This window comes from Gynuella sp. (assembly GCF_050297175.1).
GTDB lineage: Bacteria > Pseudomonadota > Gammaproteobacteria > Pseudomonadales > Natronospirillaceae > Gynuella.
The window spans coordinates 59,503-78,261 of the sequence record NZ_JBNKSF010000039.1 but is presented as its reverse complement, the minus strand read 5'-3'; the positions used below and the strand labels follow the sequence as shown (position 1 = coordinate 78,261).

Annotated in this window: 21 protein-coding genes and 1 other RNA gene; 9 read left to right on the top strand and 13 right to left on the bottom strand. The window is 48.6% G+C overall.

Going from position 1 to position 18,759, the window contains the following annotated elements; all coding sequences use genetic code 11:
- Positions 1-57: 57 nt before the first annotated feature.
- From ACQY6I_RS16535 to ACQY6I_RS16515, 5 genes are all read right to left on the bottom strand, one after another.
- Positions 58-1,032 (bottom strand): peptide ABC transporter ATP-binding protein, encoded by a 975-nt coding sequence (locus ACQY6I_RS16535; RefSeq protein ID WP_428242605.1) that lies wholly within the window; start codon positions 1,030-1,032, stop codon positions 58-60.
- Positions 1,029-1,997: a dipeptide ABC transporter ATP-binding protein gene (gene dppD, locus ACQY6I_RS16530; RefSeq protein ID WP_428242604.1), complete on the bottom strand. Its 969-nt coding sequence runs from the start codon at positions 1,995-1,997 to the stop codon at positions 1,029-1,031. Before dppD ends, ACQY6I_RS16535 begins: the two co-directional genes overlap by 4 nt.
- Positions 1,998-2,010: 13 nt before the next feature.
- Positions 2,011-2,895 carry a dipeptide ABC transporter permease DppC gene (dppC, locus tag ACQY6I_RS16525; RefSeq protein WP_428242603.1) on the bottom strand — a complete coding sequence of 295 codons (885 nt, stop codon included), beginning with the start codon at positions 2,893-2,895 and terminating at the stop codon, positions 2,011-2,013.
- 11 nt (positions 2,896-2,906) lie between these two features.
- On the bottom strand, positions 2,907-3,920 hold the full coding sequence (locus ACQY6I_RS16520) for an ABC transporter permease subunit (RefSeq protein WP_428242602.1): 1,014 nt from the start codon (positions 3,918-3,920) through the stop codon (positions 2,907-2,909).
- A 194-nt stretch (positions 3,921-4,114) separates the two neighbouring features.
- Complete coding sequence (locus tag ACQY6I_RS16515; protein WP_428242601.1) at positions 4,115-5,707, bottom strand: ABC transporter substrate-binding protein; 1,593 nt, start codon at positions 5,705-5,707, stop codon at positions 4,115-4,117.
- Positions 5,708-6,501: 794 nt separating this feature from the next.
- Between ACQY6I_RS16515 and ACQY6I_RS16510 the strand changes: the two genes are divergently transcribed.
- The 5 genes from ACQY6I_RS16510 to astE all read left to right on the top strand — a co-directional run bounded on the left by ACQY6I_RS16510 (position 6,502) and on the right by astE (position 10,599).
- Positions 6,502-7,272: an ABC transporter ATP-binding protein gene (locus ACQY6I_RS16510; protein ID WP_428242600.1), complete on the top strand. Its 771-nt coding sequence runs from the start codon at positions 6,502-6,504 to the stop codon at positions 7,270-7,272.
- Positions 7,273-7,394: 122 nt separating this feature from the next.
- The gene (locus ACQY6I_RS16505) at positions 7,395-8,147 is read left to right on the top strand and encodes a transporter substrate-binding domain-containing protein (protein ID WP_428242599.1); all 753 of its coding nucleotides are present in this window, start codon (positions 7,395-7,397) and stop codon (positions 8,145-8,147) included.
- A 22-nt stretch (positions 8,148-8,169) separates the two neighbouring features.
- Positions 8,170-8,871: an ABC transporter permease gene (locus tag ACQY6I_RS16500; RefSeq protein ID WP_428242598.1), complete on the top strand. Its 702-nt coding sequence runs from the start codon at positions 8,170-8,172 to the stop codon at positions 8,869-8,871.
- Between the two features lie 4 nt (positions 8,872-8,875).
- On the top strand, positions 8,876-9,598 hold the full coding sequence (locus tag ACQY6I_RS16495) for an ABC transporter permease (protein WP_428242597.1): 723 nt from the start codon (positions 8,876-8,878) through the stop codon (positions 9,596-9,598).
- The gene (astE, locus tag ACQY6I_RS16490) at positions 9,595-10,599 is read left to right on the top strand and encodes a succinylglutamate desuccinylase (protein WP_428242596.1); all 1,005 of its coding nucleotides are present in this window, start codon (positions 9,595-9,597) and stop codon (positions 10,597-10,599) included. The genes ACQY6I_RS16495 and astE overlap by 4 nt, the downstream gene beginning before the upstream one ends.
- Here astE and ACQY6I_RS16485 read toward each other — a convergent pair.
- Positions 10,596-11,063, bottom strand: coding sequence for an EVE domain-containing protein (locus ACQY6I_RS16485; protein ID WP_428242595.1), 468 nt, complete (start codon positions 11,061-11,063; stop codon positions 10,596-10,598). The genes astE and ACQY6I_RS16485 overlap by 4 nt on opposite strands.
- A 152-nt stretch (positions 11,064-11,215) precedes the next feature.
- Here ACQY6I_RS16485 and ACQY6I_RS16480 point away from each other — a divergent pair, with 152 nt between their 5' ends.
- Positions 11,216-11,380, top strand: a complete 165-nt coding sequence (locus ACQY6I_RS16480; RefSeq protein WP_428242594.1) for a hypothetical protein — start codon at positions 11,216-11,218, stop codon at positions 11,378-11,380.
- Positions 11,381-11,383: 3 nt separating this feature from the next.
- Here ACQY6I_RS16480 and ACQY6I_RS16475 read toward each other — a convergent pair whose 3' ends face one another.
- The 4 genes from ACQY6I_RS16475 to ACQY6I_RS16460 all read right to left on the bottom strand — a co-directional run bounded on the left by ACQY6I_RS16475 (position 11,384) and on the right by ACQY6I_RS16460 (position 12,858).
- On the bottom strand, positions 11,384-11,968 hold the full coding sequence (locus ACQY6I_RS16475) for a 5-formyltetrahydrofolate cyclo-ligase (RefSeq protein ID WP_428242593.1): 585 nt from the start codon (positions 11,966-11,968) through the stop codon (positions 11,384-11,386).
- A 19-nt stretch (positions 11,969-11,987) separates the two neighbouring features.
- A non-coding RNA gene (ssrS, locus tag ACQY6I_RS16470) (6S RNA) lies at positions 11,988-12,203 on the bottom strand.
- Positions 12,204-12,349: 146 nt separating this feature from the next.
- Positions 12,350-12,652 carry a cell division protein ZapA gene (locus tag ACQY6I_RS16465; protein ID WP_428242592.1) on the bottom strand — a complete coding sequence of 101 codons (303 nt, stop codon included), beginning with the start codon at positions 12,650-12,652 and terminating at the stop codon, positions 12,350-12,352.
- The gene (locus tag ACQY6I_RS16460; protein WP_428242591.1) at positions 12,652-12,858 is read right to left on the bottom strand and encodes a TIGR02449 family protein; all 207 of its coding nucleotides are present in this window, start codon (positions 12,856-12,858) and stop codon (positions 12,652-12,654) included. Before ACQY6I_RS16460 ends, ACQY6I_RS16465 begins: the two co-directional genes overlap by 1 nt.
- Before the next feature lie 238 nt (positions 12,859-13,096).
- Here ACQY6I_RS16460 and ACQY6I_RS16455 point away from each other — a divergent pair, with 238 nt between their 5' ends.
- From ACQY6I_RS16455 to ACQY6I_RS16445, 3 genes are read left to right on the top strand one after another with little or no spacing between them, the layout of a single operon-like run.
- A complete protein-coding gene (locus tag ACQY6I_RS16455) occupies positions 13,097-13,657 on the top strand; it encodes a UPF0149 family protein (RefSeq protein ID WP_428242590.1) in 561 nt (186 codons plus the stop codon).
- An 11-nt stretch (positions 13,658-13,668) separates the two neighbouring features.
- Positions 13,669-15,003, top strand: a complete 1,335-nt coding sequence (locus ACQY6I_RS16450) for an aminopeptidase P N-terminal domain-containing protein (protein ID WP_428242589.1) — start codon at positions 13,669-13,671, stop codon at positions 15,001-15,003.
- Positions 15,004-15,017: 14 nt separating this feature from the next.
- Positions 15,018-15,743, top strand: a complete 726-nt coding sequence (locus ACQY6I_RS16445) for a 16S rRNA (uracil(1498)-N(3))-methyltransferase (protein ID WP_428242588.1) — start codon at positions 15,018-15,020, stop codon at positions 15,741-15,743.
- On the opposite strand, the gene ACQY6I_RS16440 is transcribed toward ACQY6I_RS16445, so the two are convergent.
- Genes ACQY6I_RS16440 through ACQY6I_RS16430 form a run of 3 tightly spaced genes read right to left on the bottom strand, consistent with a single transcriptional unit; the run spans position 15,740 to position 18,755 of the window.
- Complete coding sequence (locus ACQY6I_RS16440; protein WP_428242587.1) at positions 15,740-16,972, bottom strand: heme biosynthesis HemY N-terminal domain-containing protein; 1,233 nt, start codon at positions 16,970-16,972, stop codon at positions 15,740-15,742. The two genes, ACQY6I_RS16445 and ACQY6I_RS16440, sit on opposite strands and share 4 nt — an antisense overlap.
- Positions 16,969-18,045 carry a uroporphyrinogen-III C-methyltransferase gene (locus ACQY6I_RS16435; protein WP_428242586.1) on the bottom strand — a complete coding sequence of 359 codons (1,077 nt, stop codon included), beginning with the start codon at positions 18,043-18,045 and terminating at the stop codon, positions 16,969-16,971. Before ACQY6I_RS16435 ends, ACQY6I_RS16440 begins: the two co-directional genes overlap by 4 nt.
- Positions 18,042-18,755: a uroporphyrinogen-III synthase gene (locus ACQY6I_RS16430; protein ID WP_428242585.1), complete on the bottom strand. Its 714-nt coding sequence runs from the start codon at positions 18,753-18,755 to the stop codon at positions 18,042-18,044. The genes ACQY6I_RS16435 and ACQY6I_RS16430 overlap by 4 nt, the downstream gene beginning before the upstream one ends.
- Between the last annotated feature and the right edge of the window lie 4 nt (positions 18,756-18,759).

The window sequence follows — 18,759 nt, the reverse complement described above, 5'->3', positions numbered from 1 at the left end:
GCCATTAATTCGCGATTGGAAGCAAGCGAATTAATGGCAGGAAATGATGAAGACGGGTTAAATCCGTCCTTCCTCTACGGCATGACAGGCGATTTGACTCTGATCATGCATGATCAGCTCTGGCACTTTGGTCTTACAGGTTTCATTGGCATACTGACAGCGGCCATGAAAGCTGCATCCCGATGGGGGATTCAGTGGAGATGGTAATTCTCCCGTGAGACGAATGCGTTCGATACGGTGCTCTTTTTTGATCCTTGGTGTTGAGGACAGCAATGCCCGGGTATAGGGGTGTCTTGGGTTGGCAAAAATGTCCTGTTTGTTGCCGTATTCGACCACCTTGCCGAGATACATCACCATGACCGTATCAGCAATATGTTCAACGATAGACAGGTCGTGACTGATAAACACATACGCCAGATTCAGCTCCTGTTGCAGATCCATCATCAGGTTCAGTACCTGAGCCTGAACCGAAACATCCAGTGCCGAGACCGGCTCGTCGGCGATGAGAATTTGCGGGTTCATCATAAGTCCGCGGGCTATCGCAATGCGCTGGCGCTGCCCGCCGGAAAACATGTGCGGATAGCGATTGTAGTGTTCCGGCCGCAGTCCCACTTTTTGCAGCATATCCAACGCTCGTGCGCGCCGGTCTGCCTTGCTCATATCCGTATTGATGATCAGCGGTTCTTCCAGTATATAGCCGATTTTTTTCCGTGGATTGAGCGAGCCATAAGGGTTTTGAAAGATGATCTGAATTTTCTGTCGACGTTCTTTGGCGGCTGCTTTGCTGACGTTTTCCAACAGGTTTTTGCCATCGAACTCCAGGGTCCCTGCCGTTGGTGTTTCGATTGAGGTCAACAGTTTTGCCAGCGTCGATTTACCACAGCCTGATTCACCAACGACAGCAAGAGTTTTTCCTATCTGGAGGTCAAAGCTGACACCATCTAGGGCTTTGACTATGGCTTGGGGTTGCCTGAAGCCCTGATCAACCTGGTAGTGTTTTTTGAGTGCTTCCGCGCGCATTACGGTGGTCATGCTGCAGACCCTCCCGGATAAAAACATTTAACTTGATGCTCAGCTGAGCCCACCATGGCGGGTTGCTGGTGTCGGCATTGATCGGTCGCATGACGACAGCGGGGATTCAACAGGCAGCCCTGAGGGCGGTCATGAGCGCCGGGCACTACGCCTGGCAGTGCCCGCAAGCGTTTCTCACCCAGTGATGATTCCGGCAATGAATTGAGCAATGCCTGCGTGTAGGGATGCTGTGGATGATTGAAGATTTGTTCGGCGGAGGCCAGTTCGACGATTTGTCCGGCATACATGACGGCCACGCGATCCGCGGCTTCAGCGACCAGAGCAAGATCATGGGTGATCAGAATCAGTCCCATGTTCTTTTCCCGCTGCAACTCCAACAATAAATCAATAATCTGTGCCTGAATGGTGACATCAAGCGCCGTGGTTGGTTCGTCTGCAATCAGTAGTTTTGGATCACAGGCAATGGCCATGGCGATCATAACCCGTTGGCTCATGCCGCCGGATAATTGATGCGGATATGCTTTCATACGACTTTCTGGTGCAGGTATACCAACCTGGCGTAGCAGGTTGATGGCTTTTTCCCGACGTTCTCTGCGAGACCCGCCCTGATGGATTTTCAGGGTTTCAGTGATTTGATCACCAACGGTGAAACAAGGATTGAGGCTGGACATCGGTTCCTGAAAAATCATGGCTATTTCGTCGCCAGTAATTTTTCTGCGTTGTTTTTCACTGATGGTCAGCAGATCGATATCGGCGAACTTCAGTTCTGTGGCAGAAACCCGACCAGGAAAATCGATTAACCCCATGGTGGCTAGTGAACTGACACTTTTACCGCTGCCGGATTCACCGACAATACCGAGTACTTCTCCGACCTCGATACTAAAACTGATATGATCCACCGCTCGAAACGGTGTCTCGTGGGATCCGAATTCGACGGCCAGATCCCTGACTGTTAATAGACTCACGTTTGCTAAACCTTCATTGCTTGAGTTTTGGATCAAGGGCGTCACGCAGACCGTCACCCATCAGATTAAATGCCAATACCGTACTCAGGATCATCAGACCTGGAAAGGTAACTACCCACCAGGCGCTCTGGACGAACTGGCGTGCATCCGCCAGCATTGATCCCCACTCAGGCAGTGGTGGCTGGGCACCCAACCCGACAAAGCCGAGCGCGGCCATATCGAGGATGGCGTTGGAAAACCCCAGGGTGGCCTGCACAATCAAAGGAGCCAGACAGTTTGGCAGAATATTGATGAACATCATGCGCAGCGCTCCGGCCCCGGCCACCCGTGATGAAATCACATAATCCTTGCTCATCTCACTGATGGTGGATGCACGGGTCAGGCGGATGTAATGGGGCATTGAAACGATGACAATGGCGATGCTGGCGTTCACCAGACTTGGGCCCAGTATTGCCACCACTGCGATAGCCAGTAACAGACTGGGAATCGATAACATGATATCAGCTACACGCATGATGAACGTGTCGACGAAGCCCCGGAAATATCCTGCCAGCAGGCCGAGAATGATACCGATGCACAAAGACAGGGTGACGACCAGCGCCCCTGCCAGCATGGATAGTCTGGAACCATGTATCAGCCGCGACAGAATGTCTCTACCAATATCATCCGTCCCCAGAACAAACCGCCAACTACCTCCATCAGCCCAGGCTGGCGGTAGCAGCAGTGAATCTCGAAACTGTTCGTGAGCGGCGTGAGGGCTGACTACATCTGCAAACACCACCAGAAACAGAATAAACAGAATATACACAAACCCCAGTAAGGCACCGCGGTTAGCACTGAAATATAACCAGAATTCCATCAACGGAGACGGCGGGTTCTGATTGGTTTGAACGGTCATCAGAATACTCCTTAACCACGGGCATGACGGATGCGGGGATTGACAATCCCGTACATCACATCAACCAATAGATTTATTACAATAATAATCGTGGCAACTATCAGAATGCCGCCCTGAACCACCTGATAGTCACGGCGGTGGATGGATTCGAGCAACCAGCGGCCAACTCCCGGCCAGGCGAAAATAGACTCCGTCAGAATGGCTCCGGACAATAAAATACCTACCTGCAGACCGATGACGGTAATCACTGGAATCAAAGCATTGCGCAGTGCATGTTTGGCAATGACTTTCCAGCGACTCAGGCCTTTGGCTCGTGCAGTACGAATATAATCCTCTCCCAGTACTTCCAACATAGAGGAGCGCGTCATTCTGGCAATAACTGCCATGGGAATTGTTGCCAGAACAACTGAAGGCAGGATCAGATGTGACAGAGCGGATATAAAGGCTCCCTCCTCATCGGACATGAGTGTGTCTATCAGCATAAAGCCGGTATTCTCGTCTATCCACATGGTGGCGGATATCCGCCCAGATACCGGTGTCCAGCCCAGAGTGACAGAGAACAGAATAATCAGTAATAGTCCCCACCAGAAAATCGGCATTGAATAGCCGGCCAGAGATACCGTCATCACGCTATGATCGAATATCGATCCTCGTCGCACAGCGGCAATGACACCGAGGGGAAGACCGATCAGAATGGCGATGATGGAAGCGCAGAATGCCAGTTCCATGGTAGCGGGAAAGAGTGTGAAGAATTCACTGAGGACGGGCTCTCTGGTGACCAGGGATTTACCAAAATCGCCCTGCAACACACCTTTAATATAGTGCAGGTATTGGATTGGCAATGGTTGGTCCAATCCCAGTTGAGCTTCAAGTTCGGCTCTGCGGGCATCGGTTACTCCGCGTTCTCCAGCCATCACTGTAATTGGATCACCGGGGATCATGTGAATTAATGAAAATGTGAGCAGGGTTATGCCGAAGAAGGTCGGAATGACCAGCATCAGGCGACGAAATAAAAACACTAACATAGATTTACCAGGACATCAGTTGAGTCGAAATGTTCTAATTGTAGACAAAGGTCATCCTCAAAATAGAACAAATAATGATGCTATCACGTCTGAAGTGATTGGGGTGCTGTATGAATTGATTGGATGTGTGCATCAAAGCTTTCATAACACAAGTAAACCGGCCCGACAGGCCGGTTTAGATTGAAGTGCATTACTTATTTCAAGTCCACACCGTAGAAAATATGCCCACCAAGAGGGTCAATTTTAAAATCAACCACTTCCGGACGAACCGGTTTATACACGACTGAGTGAGCAATGGTTACCCATGGTGCTTCTTTCTTAAACAGCAGCTGGGCCTGTTTGTACAGCTTGGTTCTTTCTGCAATATCAGATGTTGTCTGTGCCGCTTTCAGCAGCTTGTCAAAATCGGCATTACAGAAGCGGGCACGGTTGCTGGCGCCGACAGCGTCACAACTTAACAATACATACAGGAAGTTATCCGGGTCACCATTATCACCCGTCCAGCCGAGCAGTGCCGTGTCATGCTCACCTTCTTTAGTGCGCGCCAGATATTCACCCCATTCATAGCTGACGATCTCTGCTTTCACCCCAACAGCGGCCCAGTCAGCCTGAATCAGTTCCGCCATACGGCGGGCATTGGGGTTGTAAGGACGTTGTACCGGCATTGCCCAGATATTAGTGGAGAAACCATCTGAATACCCAGCTTCTGCCAGTAGTTGTTTGGCTTTTTCAGGGTTGTAGTCGTAGTCCACAGTGTCGTTGTTGTAAGACCAGATTGTTGGCGGAATCGGGTTTTTCGCAACGGTTCCTGCGCCTTGGAAAATCGCATCCAGAATTGCCTGCTTATTGATGGCGTAGTTCAGAGCCTGGCGGACTTTGCGATCGTCAAATGGCTTTTTCTCAACGTTAAAAGCGAGAAAACCAACATTCAAACCTTCTTGAGACAGCAGATTGATGTTTTTATCCGCACGCATTTTTTCCAGATCTGCCGGATTCGGGTATGGCATGACCTGGCATTCATTGGCCTGCATTTTGGCATAACGAACAGAGGCATCAGGTGTGATTGAGAAAACCAGACGGTCGATTGGCGTTTTCCCGCCCCAGTATTTGCTGAACGCTTTATAGCGGATCTGGCTGTCCTTACGGTAGTCGACAAATTCGAACGGACCGGTGCCGATCGGCTGGTTATCGACTACTTCTGGTGTGCCTGCCTTCATCATCTTGTCGGCGTATTCGGCAGACATGATTGATGCGAAATCCATAGCGAGGTTGGCCAGAAACGGTGCATTGGGCTGATTCAGGGAGATGCTCACGGTGTAGTCATCAATCTTTTTGATATCCTTGATGGTTTCTGTCATCGACATACCGTTCCAGTATTCATAGTTGCCGCCAGACACTGTGTGATAAGGGTGATCTTTCAGACGCTGACGGTTCAGGCTGAACAGCACATCATCGGCATTGAAATCACGATGAGGCTTGAACTTTTTGTTGGAGTGGAATTTAACCCCTTTGCGCAGCTTGAAGGTGTAGTTTGTGCCATCATCAGAAATGGTCCAGCTTTCGGCCAGCCCTGGAATAATTTTGGTGCTGCCACGCTCAAACTCGACCAGTTTGTTAAAGATATTTTTTGAAGTGGCATCAAAGGTCGTACCGGCTGTATAGAAGGCGGGGTTAAACCCCTCTGGACTACCTTCTGAGCAATAAACTAACGTTTTTGCGGCAGATGCATTGATGGTGACTGACGATGCAAGTACAAAACCTGCAATCAGTGTCAGAGCTTTGTTCATTATTATCTCCTTCATTGTCCGATTTTCACTGGACATGGTTGAAACATGTTAAGTATTTCAGAGCGATATCATTTATTGGGCAACCGAGCACGCCCTTATGGCCCATGACAAATACTTTTATCCTGTACAGAGCGAAAGTATTTTGGCTCAGTAAACAGAGCAATCAGCAGGCCAGGGTTATTTCTCAAATATTTGAGTAACCTGCACTATAACGGTGACCAAAATGCACCGCAACTGATGCTGTCAAGATAGTTTTGTCAGGTGTAACGGAAATTTTCGCCATACAGGCGTTCGATGATTCCAATGGACAGTTGCCTGCGGGTGTGTATCGTGTTAACAAATGGTGCGCAATGGCTTTTTTGTGGTGCGTTTTGTCTGCCGCCGTATATTAAAACCATTTGCTCGTGAGTTTTGCCGCGAATGCGTTTTCTGCCGGCATGATTGAGTAGATGAATCTCCATATCGGGTCAAGTATGTTGGGCTTGAATGTACGATCGTTGGCTGCCAGTCAGTATGAAAGTTGATGTCAGGGAATGTGGAAACTCTGGCAGGGTCTCAAAGTGCTTTCCAAAAAAGTTCCGGATAGCCCTTTTGCCAGCCGGATGAATCGTACTCACGATGATCGAATTGCTTCGCTATAGTTGAGTGATTGGATCCAGTGCTGACCGGAGTGTAGCCATATTGGCTTAACAATTGCTGATTGGGCAACGGATAGAATCCGATGCGATAACAGGCAGTTTATAATGGCAATTTTTCTGTACAATAGGGTCTATTTTAAATTACAGGAGAAGTGAATGGGTCCAGATACCCCACAGTTATTGGCAACCAATATTCATAAAACCTTTGGTAGCCATGAAGTTTTAAAGGGGTTATCCCTGGAAGCCCATAAAGGGGATGTCATTTCATTGATCGGCTCCTCCGGTTCAGGCAAAAGTACTTTTCTGCGCTGTATAAACTTACTTGAGATTCCCACGATAGGTGAGCTGACGGTACATGGCGAAGAGATCCGTTTTCGCGAGATCCGGGGTGAAAGAGTGCCGGTCAACAGTCGCCAGGTACAGAGGATCAGGGCAAGACTGGCAATGGTATTCCAGAGCTTTAACCTGTGGTCTCACATGACTATCCTGGAAAATGTTATTGAAGCACCTGTCCATGTTCTGGGTAAAAATAAGAAAGAAGCTATAGAGCAGGCAGAAGCATTACTGGATCGGGTCGGACTGCATGAGCGTAAACACTATTATCCCGCACACATGTCTGGTGGTCAGCAACAACGGGCTGCAATCGCCCGGGCATTGGCTATGGATCCGGAGGTGATGTTGTTCGATGAACCTACTTCGGCACTCGATCCGGAGTTGGTGGGAGAGGTGCTTAAGGTGATGCGCAGTCTGGCCGAAGAGGGAAGAACGATGATTGTTGTTACCCATGAAATGGATTTTGCCAGAGACGTTTCCAATCATGTGATGTTTCTGCATCAGGGGAAAATCGAAGAACAAGGCACGCCTGCCAAAGTGTTTGATAATCCTGATTCAGAGAGAATGAGACAGTTTTTGGCCCCCAAATATTGATATTGGATGGCTATTAATCCTGCTGTTGTCATCATGCATTTTGAATAAAAAGAAAAGGTCAGTCCCAAGGATCTGACGTCTTTTTTAATGGTAAAAAAATAATCTAAATTTGGAGTGAAGCCATGAAGAAAATCCTGTTAACACTGTCCGCTTTGTTGGCAATGGCCAGTTACAGTCATGCTGAAGAAACAATTCGTATTGCTGTGGATGTTCCGTATGAACCTTTTGAATATAAGGCACCCGATGGCAGCCTGACGGGTTTTGAAATTGAATTGGGTAATGCTGTGTGCGCAGAGATGAAGGTGAAATGCGAATGGGTTATTCAGGCGTGGGATGGCATTATCCCTGGTTTGCTGGCCTATAAATATGATGCGATCCTGTCCTCCATGTCGATTACGACCGAGCGGGCTCAAAAAGTCGCGTTTACCAATGGTTACTACAACACTCCGACCGGCTGGTTTGCCAAGAAAGGCAGCCATTTCGACCCTAACGATAAAGCTTCTATCAAAGGTAAAAAAATCGGTGCTCAGCGCGGAACGATTCAGGACAAATTTGCAACAGACAACCTGAAGGATGCTGACGTGGTGCGTTATGGGACGGCTGATGAGCTGGTGATCGACCTTTACAACGGACGCTTGGATGCCGTCATCCTTGACTATCCTGTCGGTGAAACCACCGTTCTGGGCGGTGATCAGGGTTCTGAATATGAACTGATCGGCAAACCATTCCAGTTGGGTGACGGTGCCGCAGTGGCATTGCGTCCTTCTGATAAGGAACTGGTAGAGAAGTTCAACAAGGCACTGGATGTTGTTAAAAACAATGGTGTCTATGATGAAATCCGGAAAAAATATTTCTCTTACGACATTAAAATCTAAGCACTAAGACGGACAGAACGGTATGTTTGATTTTCATGGTTATGGGCTATCCATATTCAAGGGGGCCTTCCTGACACTGGAAGTGGCTGTTCTGTCCATGATAATGGCGGTATTGCTTGGTTTGGCTGGAGCATTGGCCAAGCTCAGCAATAAGCGTTCATTGAGGGTTGTTGCCACGGTATATACCACGGTTATCCGTGGTGTTCCTGACCTGGTTCTGATGCTGCTGATTTTTTTCGGAGCTCAGATTATCGTTAACAAAATTGTTATCTGGTACAACGTTCAGTTTGGTACCCGGCATTTTATCGATATAGATGCGTTTGTGACGGGTATTCTGACGATCGGTTTTATTTTTGGCGCTTATATGGCAGAAACTTTCCGTGGCGCATATATGTCTGTTTCGAAAGGACAGATAGAGGCAGCAGTCGCCTATGGGATGGGTAAGTGGCGGATATTTATCCGTATCCTGTTTCCACAAATGATGCGTTTTGCATTGCCTGGTTTGGGTAATAACTGGATGGTATTGCTAAAAACCACTGCTTTGGTATCTGTGATTGGCCTTACGGATATGGTGCGTTTGGCGAAAGAAGCGTCGGGTGCGGTTCATGAGCCCTTCAAGTTTTTTATCCCTGTTGTGATTGTCTATCTTGCGATTACTTTTATATCAGAAGTGTTATTGAGTTATTTAAAACGCAAATTCAGTGTTGGGTTTGTGAAAGGGTAAGTGCATGTTTGACAGTCTTTTGCAGTTATTGGAACAAAATCAGATTTTTACTCCCGAAACACTTATGACCTATTGGGGTGGATTTGTCACTACCATACAATTGGTGTTTTTATCGTTATTAATTGGATTGTTTCTATCTGTGCCTTTTGCAGTGCTGCGCACATTGAAAAATCCGCTTATTGTCTGGCCGATCTGGTTTTATTGTTATGTGTTTCGCGGCACGCCTTTATTGGTTCAGCTATATATTATTTATTATGGAATTCCATATATTAACGGAATTCAGGATACATTCTGGTGGAGTATCTTCAGGGAACCGTTTTATCCTGCTTTAATTGCATTTGTGTTGAATACCGCTGCCTATACGACCGAAATTATTTATGGTTCTATCGTTGCGACTGATCATGGCGAGCTTGAAGCTGCACAGGCTTATGGAATGGGATGGTGGACAAGAATGCGCCGTATTATTCTGCCAGCGGCATTTCGGCGCGCATTGCCGGCTTACTCCAATGAGGTGATTTTCATGTTGCATGCCAGCGCTATTGCCAGTGTGGTGACTATTGTTGATTTAACCGGCGCGGCCCAAAATGTTTACTCCAAATACTACGCCCCTTTTGAAGCATTTATTTTCGTCGCTTGTATCTATCTCTGCATCACGTTTTCTATTGTGTTCATTTTCAAAAAAATTGAACAGAGAGTGTTAGCCTATATGCGTCCTCTAAAAACATGAACAGCAACCTGTTTTTACCCGGCCATGATTTTTTAGCCCATACTCTGGTCACAGACGATTGTTCTTTTGAAGTGGTCCAGCAGGATGGGATGCAGATATTGTTTCATGCAACCGGAGTGCTTGAGTTCAGTCCGAGTCATTCTGCCGGGCATGCGTTGGTGCTTTCTGCAGGTGTTCATGGGAATGAAACTGCTCCGATCGAAATCATAAATAACCTGGTCACAGCAATATTGGCAGGGCATATTCAACTGCAGTGTTCATTGTTGATCATTCTGGGACATCCTCAAGCGATGAGGCAGGAGCAGCGTTATATCGAAACCAACCTGAACCGCTTGTTTGTCGAACCCCTCCGTCGCAATACGTATAAACCCTCCATTGAGCTAAGTCGTGCCAATCTATTGTGTCGTCTGGTGGATGACTTTCTGATGCGTCACGGTCAGGCAGAAAAGTTACACCTGGATTTGCATACGGCTATCAGGAGGTCCAGAAAAGAACGGTTTGCCATTTTTCCTTATGTGGAAAACAGGGCTTACCTGCAACAAGATATTCAGCTGCTACTGGCGATGGGTATTGAAGCCACATTATTGATGCACAAAGCGGGATCCACATTTTCTTCTTATAGTGGCCTGCAGCATGGTGCCCGCAGTTATACTCTGGAGCTTGGCAGGGTACGTCCGTTTGGCCAGAATGATCTGACAGCTTATCAAAATGTGTATGATGCTTTGGCAGCATGGCTGTGCGAGCCTGACAGCATTGTAACGCCTGATCGGCAGATGGAGTTTTACTCCGTTCGCTCAGAGGTCATCCGCACAGGCGAGCATTTTGAATTGATGGTCGCGGCGGACCAGGAGAATTTCTCTGAGTATTTGTCTGGAGAACTGGTTTGGCGGGATCATGAGCAGGAATATCGGGTACAGGGGCGGCCGGAGTTGATCGTGTTTCCAAATCCAAATGTGGAGTTTGGGCATCGGGCCGCTCTGTTGGTGCAAAAAAACGATTAGACCTTTTCGCCTGCCATTTGATGGATCTCGATCCATTCATCTTCTGCGACTTTGGAGATAGATAGGCGGCCATGGGTTAGCAGCATCATTTTGCTCAGTTTTGGATTGGCTTTGATATCGGTTAAAGGCACGCTGTTTTTGAATTTACGGACAAAAGTAACATCGACCATTACCCAGCGTGGATTGTCCGGATCGGATTTCGGGTCGTAATATTTTGAATTTGGGTCGAATGCGGTATGGTCAGGATAAGCAGTGCTGGTGATTTTGGCTCGACCAGCAACGTGTGGAGGCTTAGCATTGGAATGATAAAACAGAACTTCGTCTCCTACCTGCATACTGTCGCGCATAAAATTGCGGGCCATATAGTTTCGAATGCCGTCCCAGTGGTCGGTTTCTTTGGGACAGTTAGCCAGGTCATCGATGCTGAATACGTCAGGTTCACTCTTCATGAGCCAGTAAGTCATGATTAAATTTCTCCCAGAAATTCATGAAAGATTGTTCTTGATCACGGAATGTTATAATACTTGATAGCAAAATGTGCGGCAAAACGGGCATGGTGCCTTAATTGCCTGTTTTTATCCAAAAAAAGATAATCCAAAAATGTTCAGGAGTTTCTATGCAGCGCCATAAGCCGGATATGATTATAGTTCTGGTTATTGTATTTGGGCTTAGTTTGGTTTTGAGTGGGTTTACCAGTCAGCATGACCATCGAGAGAGTTCTTCTGCTAAAGCGGCAGTTGCGGCAGTTAATATGTCATCTTCACTGGTCAGCACTGACTGAGCATTAGTTTTTCACTTCATACCAGCGTTGATCGGTAATAATACTGCTCAATGGAATATCCCAGTCCTCTTTCGGTACTATCTCTACTTCCTGACATTCATGAGCCATTCCCCACAATATTGGCGTTGCGCATGATTCCTCTAAGGTAAACGAAAAGGTTCGGTCGTAAAAACCTCCTCCCATTCCCAGTCGCCCCCCTTGAGTATCAAATGCCACTAGCGGAAAGCAGACTAAGTCCAGTGCCTGGGCCTCAATTGTCTCGTTGGTAACCGGTTCCGGAATTCGAAACCTGTTAGGCTCAAATTCACTGTCAGGTAGCCATCGCTTGAATATCAGTGATACTCCGGTGTTTGCATTGAGTACCGGCAGATAGAGTTTTTTGCCCTGCTGCCAAGCGTATTCGGCCAGAGGTTGAACTGAAATTTCTCCATCATTGGCAAGATAGAGGGCAATAGATTCGCTTTGCTGATAAACGTCGTGGGCGCGCAGTTGGTTTACCAGGCCTTCGCTGGCATGTTGCTGCTGAGAGGGGGTAAGTTGCCGCCGGAGTGATCGTATGTGTTTACGAAGTTGATCTTTTGAATTCATAAGCGTTCAGAAAAAGAAGAGAAACCCCAGACTACCGCTGCCGAATAAAGCCCTTGAACCATGGAGTTCAAGGTGGCGGCCCTAGTGGCGCAAAAGGCTTTCCAGTACCCGCGGGCCATGACCGAAGTCAGGGGGCCGTTAAGGTTTGGACATGCTCACAGCGCCAGCGCAGGAACCTCCGAAATTCAGATTATCGGCTCGAGGTCTTAATCGCTGGCGAATAGCCCAGGGTGATGACCATTATAAGAAAAAATATCAGAATAACAGGTCTTGACTTTGCGAAAACAAAAAACTGGTTAGATAGATTTGTTTTCAAATATCAACTTCCAGAATATCGTGTCATATGGCTTGACGGATGATCGTGGTGATGTTGAAAAGCCATCAAAGTTCCAGCTGGCGACCCGCTCCCAGTGCCTGATCGATTTTTTCGGTTATTTTTTCAATTTCCACTGATTCGCTGCTGTCCATTTCATCCTGATGCAGCAACTCGTGAGTCAGGTTCAAAGCCGCCATTACGGCAATGCGCTCCATTCCGAACACCTTGCCGCTGGATTTGATTTCCTGCATCTTTTTATCTAGGAAGCTGGCGGCCTTTTGTAGCTCGTGTTCCTGCCCATCAGGACAGGCAACATTATATTCTCGATCCAGAATCGTTACAGAAATAAGCTTGGCAGCAGGCTTCATTATTCAGACTCCATTTTTTTTAGCCGCTCGATCATGGCTTCCACTTTTTGTCTCGCAAGTTCATTTTGCTGAATCAGGCGTTTGCGTTCGGAATGCCAGTGCGTACGTTCAGCACGTAGTAATTGGTTTTCTTTTTCCAGGCTTTGGTAGGCTTCCAGCAGCTCTTCAACTTTGGACGCCAGTGTTTTCAGATCAGTGTTGCTCATGAAATTTCTTCTGCTCAAGACGCATGGGACTGTTGTGTTTACAGTTTCTTGAACAGAACCTAAACGACAACAGACCCTCAGTACTATAAAAGCCGACACCTGGATAATCAATCAGCGCAGACATCAGTTATGACCAGTGTTAGGATTTATTCAGGTCTGTTCGGTTGTCTCACTGACTGTTTTTTGAACCGTCCAGAGTTTTGCCAGCAGCAATGACGATGAATACTTGGAAGAATGAATGTCTGAACAATTTGATTATGAAAGGGTATTGCACCTATGTACCCGCCTCGGAGCCAGAGCCACACCTGCAATGATTCATGGTGCCATCGCGGGACATTTGTGTGCCGGAGGTCGGTTTACGGCTGAGCAGTTTATCGCTCAGGCAATTGAAGTGATGGAAACCGATCAGAGTGCTGATCCGGACACCAAGGTAGAGTTGATTGAGTTCTACGACAATATGCTGGAGGTTCTGCAGGACGAGCAGATGTTATTTCGGCCGGTTTTCGTGGCAGATGGTCAGGAGATCCCTAAACGGCTCGCTGAGTTGGCATCCTGGTGTTCTGCTTTTATCAGTGGCTTGGGGCTCAGCGGGCGGGATTTGTCGAAGATGACGCAGGAGGCCGGAGAAATTATTTCGGATCTGTCTGAAATTTCGTTACTGCAGGAGCAGGATGCTGACGACAGTGATGAGGCAGACTGGATGACGGTGTTTGAGCATGTACGTCTTTCTGCTCTGAGTCTGTTTCTGGAGTTCAATGAATTACCGAAGTCTGAAGAATCCGATAGTACAACCCATTAATTGGTGCGTGAGTGACCAGAGTTGCCAAGGCTGAGTTCCGTCGTCGCAGACAGCGTCTAATGTCAGAGATGGCAGATAATTCCATTGCCATTATTCCATCTGCCAGTTTGACGGTCCGTAACCGTGACATTCATTATCCGTTTCGACAGGACAGCGACTTCTATTATCTGACCGGCTTTGAAGAACCGGACAGCTGGTTAGTGTTATGTCCTGGACGGGAGCAGGGGACTGAGCTGATATTTTGTCTTGAACGTAATCCGGACTGGGAAGAATGGCATGGGCCGTTGACTGGTCCGGAGCATGCGATCAGCCTGTTGGGCGTGGATGATGCCTTCCCCATTGCTGATCTGGACGAAATTCTGCCGGGTTTGATCGAAGGTCGCAGCCGTGTTTATACCATCATCGGTGCCAATCCCCGCCTGGATCACATGCTCATGGAATGGACCCGGACAATTCGCCAGAAGCAGAGTATCGGGGCATTACCGCCTGAGGACTTTTCTGATCTCAGACACTTGCTGCATGAACAGCGGCTGGTGAAATCAGCTGCTGAAATCAGCTTGTTACGCAAGGCTGCCGATATTTCCGTAGCAGCTCACAAACGTATGTTGAGTTGTGTTCGTCCGGGAGTATTTGAGTACGAACTACAGGCTGAACTGGAGTATGAGTTTATGCGTTCCGGTGCGCAGCGGGTTGCGTATCCTCCCATCGTTGCTTCCGGGGCCAATGCCTGCATATTGCACTACAGTCGTAATGACAAAAAACTGGGCAAAGATGGGTTGCTGATGGTGGATGCCGGATGTGAATACCAGTACTACGCCATGGATATTTCCCGAACCTATCCGATCAGTGGGCATTTCAGTGCTGAACAGCGACAGCTGTATGAACTGGTACTGGCAGCCCAGACCGCCGCAATTTCGGTGATTCGTCCAGGCGTGACATTTGATCTTCCCCATCAGACAGCGACGAAGGTGATGACTGAAGGGTTGCTGGCGATGGGATGGATAGCCGGCAGTTATGAAGCTGCAATGGCGCAAAACCTTGTTCAGCCATTTTTCAAGTACCGTACCAGTCATTGGCTGGGTCTGGATGCGCATGATGTTGGGGATTATCGGATTGGTGGTCAGTGGCGGATACTTGAACCCGGCATGGTGCTGACCGTGGAGCCCGGTATTTATATTCAGACTGATAATGACCGGGTGAGTCCTACGCTTCGTGGCACCGGGATACGGATTGAAGATACGGTACTGGTTACCCGTGATGGTCAGGATGTTTTAAGCAAGCAGTTGCCGAAAACCGTTGAAGATATTGAGGATCTGATGGCGGGACGGCAGTGGTCATTATTGTGAATTAAGGAGCAGACATGCGAGTGCCTCGTATTTTTACACCCCAACCACTGATGCTGGACAGTGTGGTTGAACTGGAGACTGGTGCTTCACAGCATTTGTTAAAAGTATTGCGGATGAAGCCGGGTCAGGAGCTGGTACTGTTCAACAATAGCCAGAACGAATTTGTTGCCGTACTGGAGACATCTGACCGGCACAGTGCCAAGGTCAGAATTCTGCAAGTGGAAGCTGTGAATCGTGAGTCTCCTCTGCATACCCATTTGGGCATTGTCTTATCTAAGGGAGACCGGTTTGAGTTTGCCCTGCAGAAAGCTGTAGAACTGGGCGTCACGGAAGTGACACCTCTGACGTCAGAACGCTGTGAGGTACGCTTGAAAGGTGAGCGGCAAGAGAAGAAACAGCAACACTGGCAGCAGATCTGTGTCAGTGCCTGTGAGCAGTGTTTTCGTCATCAGGTACCAGAGGTACATGCCATCACGCCGTTGTCTGCATGGTTATCCGCTCGGACAGAGATGCTGAGGTTGGTATTACACCCTAAAGCAGCGAAACCTATACGTGAGTTCAATCGACCCCAATCTGTTGCGTTGCTGGTTGGGCCGGAGGGCGGGTTATCCGATCACGAGATCATCGAAGCAGAAAAAGCCGATTTTAATGCCACCTTGATTGGTCCACGGATACTCCGAACAGAAACTGCGCCTCTGGTTGCTTTGACCTTGTTGCAGGCGCAGTGGGGGGATTTTTAAGAGGCCTTTGACTGTTGATCGTGATCCGGCATTGGCAATTGGGGCAATGATTCGGTCATTGCCACATACTGTTGCAGGTGCTCATGACTGAGCTGTTGTTCGCCCATGGCGGCGTAGAGCCTTGCCAGTTCAGCATGACCTAATGGGCAATGCCCAAGCGAGACTGCCATTTTGAGATACTCCAGCGCTTTGCCCCAGAGTTGGTTTTTGAGGCTGAGGCGTCCCAGGGTAACGAGTAGCTCTATATTGTTGGGGCGTTCCCGTAACCAGCCTTCAGCCGCGAGTAATTGTTGTTTGGCATCGGCGTTCAATTCGCCATAAGCGAGAATGGATTCCTGATCATATTGCTGGCTGATGTGTTTGCGCAGCAATGTTTCGGCCTGTTGCTGACGTCCCTGTTCCGTTAACCGGTGGCAATAGGTCAGTAGCATCACCGGTTCCTGTTTATGGGAATTGCTAATGGAGTTCCATACCTTATCAAGTGTCTTGGCATCGGCCTGTTTCAAGCGGTTGATAATCAGATGCTCGGTTGAAATACGAACTTCGCTGGACTGACTGCGACCAATTTTATCCAGGCGTTTCAAAATCTGATCAAGGTTTTCCCAATCCTGAAGATAATCATATGCCTGACGCAACAACTCCAGTTTGAACGGATTCTTATCCTCGCCCTTGATACGGTTCAGAGTAGCCAGTGCCTGTTCATAGTCTTTACGCTGAATCTGCACCATTGATTGCAATAGCCCCGCCATCACTGGGTCGGCTTTACCGGTGGTTTCTGCGGCGGTCAGGCATTCGTCGCATAAGGTGTTATTGCCCATATGGTGAGCGGCATAGGCTGCCAGGAGATAATTAATGGCCGGAATGTTGGCTCGTTTGGCTGAATTGGTCAGCAGCTTGTAAGCCAGTTTGAACTGGCCTCTAGCCAGCGCCCGCAGACCGTCGTTCATCATTCTACTGGCGCGATTGGCCAGGCGGGCATGGTTCCAACGCGACAGTGACCGATAAATTCTTAACCGGCCAATTAACCACACGCTGCCATATACAATGACCACACTCAGGCACCAGGCCGCTGCGGCAAGCCAGAAACTGGTTTCCAGGGTATAGCGGCCAATGGAGACCAATACATAACCAGCATCACGACTGGCGACCTGTCCCGCCAGAGCTGCAAGTGTCATCAGTACAAGCCATAGCAGGATCAGAATAAACAGCCGCAGAATCCTGTAGTTCATTGCTCTGCCCCTGTTTTTTCTGCTGGAGCTTCACGCTTCAAGGCGTAAACCTGAGCGATATAGCCTTTGAGGAGCTTGAGTGACTGGCCGATTTTGGGCAGGGCGACGTTTAGCTGAGTTTGCGATAGTTCAACGAGCTGGTTGTCTATGCTTTGAGCTTGTGGACGCTGCATAAAATAGTTTTCCAGCCACAGGCTTGCCTGAGACAGAGCCAATTCAAATGCTGGCTGGTTCTTTTTCAATAGCGCTGCCTGAGCTTGCTCAAGTTTGAGAATCAGGATGGTACGATTCAGTTCGAATTGTCCCAGAGTTGCTGGCTGGAAATTCTCAGTATGTTCTCTGATTCTGATGAACTGAGTCAGTCCACTCATCCAGCTGCTGTCCTGTTCCGGCGCTGCTGGTGCCGGTTCAAACTGAGGTATCACCGGCCATTGTTGTATCTGTTTCGACAAGGACGCGAGTTTTAAGTAAATGCCTCCGGTATCGACCGGGGTGACAGCCGCAAGTGCAGTCATTTCATCTGCCAAGGCTGCACGGACGTCCAGTAATCCAGCGTCGCGGGAATCGCGCAATACGGCATCCGCCGATTGCAATATAGAGAGGGCGCCGGCAGCGTCCTGTTCCAGTTTCAATCGCTGCTGGGACAGTCGCATGAGATATTCTGCTTCGGCCAGCAACCATTCGTAGCGGGTTACTCCCTGACTCTCTGTCATGCGCCTGGCGGTGCTGATCAGTTCAGTCTGAAGGTTGCTGATGGCTTGCTGGTTGTTTTCTTTCAAGGCGGTCAGCTGTTGACTGAACTGTTGGGTCGTCGTTTTCTCTTCGTTCAGGGCTTGCTGCAGATTCCGGATATCGGCTCTCAAAGCGGCATTGTTGGTTTGCAGCAGCTGCCATTGTTGAAAGCCCAGCCAGCCACCAGTGGTAAGCGCTGCAAGCAGGACTATCACCAGGAACAGGGTCAGAATGACCAGTTTGCTGGCTTTATGTTTGGGGGGCTGAGAGGGAGGCGCAGATGCCGGCTCCACCTCATCAGGGCTTGCCGGCAGTTCTTTGGGGTCTTGGGATTTTGTCACTCTTCCTGTCCGTCAGTACCAGGTTCATCCAGCTTCAACAACTCCTGTAGTATCAGGGTATCGCTGGCTCCTTTGGCTACAATTATATCTGCCAGACCTCTTTCCTGGACCATTTGCGCCATCCTGCTGGATGAAACGATAAAGGTCTTGTCTTTTAGCAGTTCGGTGTCAACCAGTTTATTCAGGTTATCCAGCGCTTCTCCAGAGGTCAGTATCAGAGTATCGACGTCAGCAACCGCTTTAGCAGCATCGGCTTTAGTGATTTCCGGAGCACTGCGCTTATATACAGATAACACGGATACTTCCGCGCCACGATCCTCGAGTTCCTGCTTGAGCAGATCTCGGCCACCCTCTCCTTTGATAATCAGCCATTTCTGACCAATGATCTGATCCAGTTCCGGTAATTCCAATAGGTCTTCAGTGCGCGTTCCTGTCTCCGGAAAGGCCACTTCAAGACCGGCATGCTCCAGCACTTTGGCGGTTCCATAGCCATTGGTCAGCCAATATTGCCGGGCAGGAAACTGTGGCCAGTATTGTTCGATCAGGTCCAGTCCATGACGGGCAGCATTCGGGCTGACCACAATGACGCCAGTAAACTGATCCAGATTCATGATCAGCTCTTTATCTGCCTGTGCAGTTTCCTTCGGAGCAATTGAAAGCAGCGGCAGATGAGCGTAATCAATGCTCTGCCCCTGAAGTAACTGTGCCAAAGAG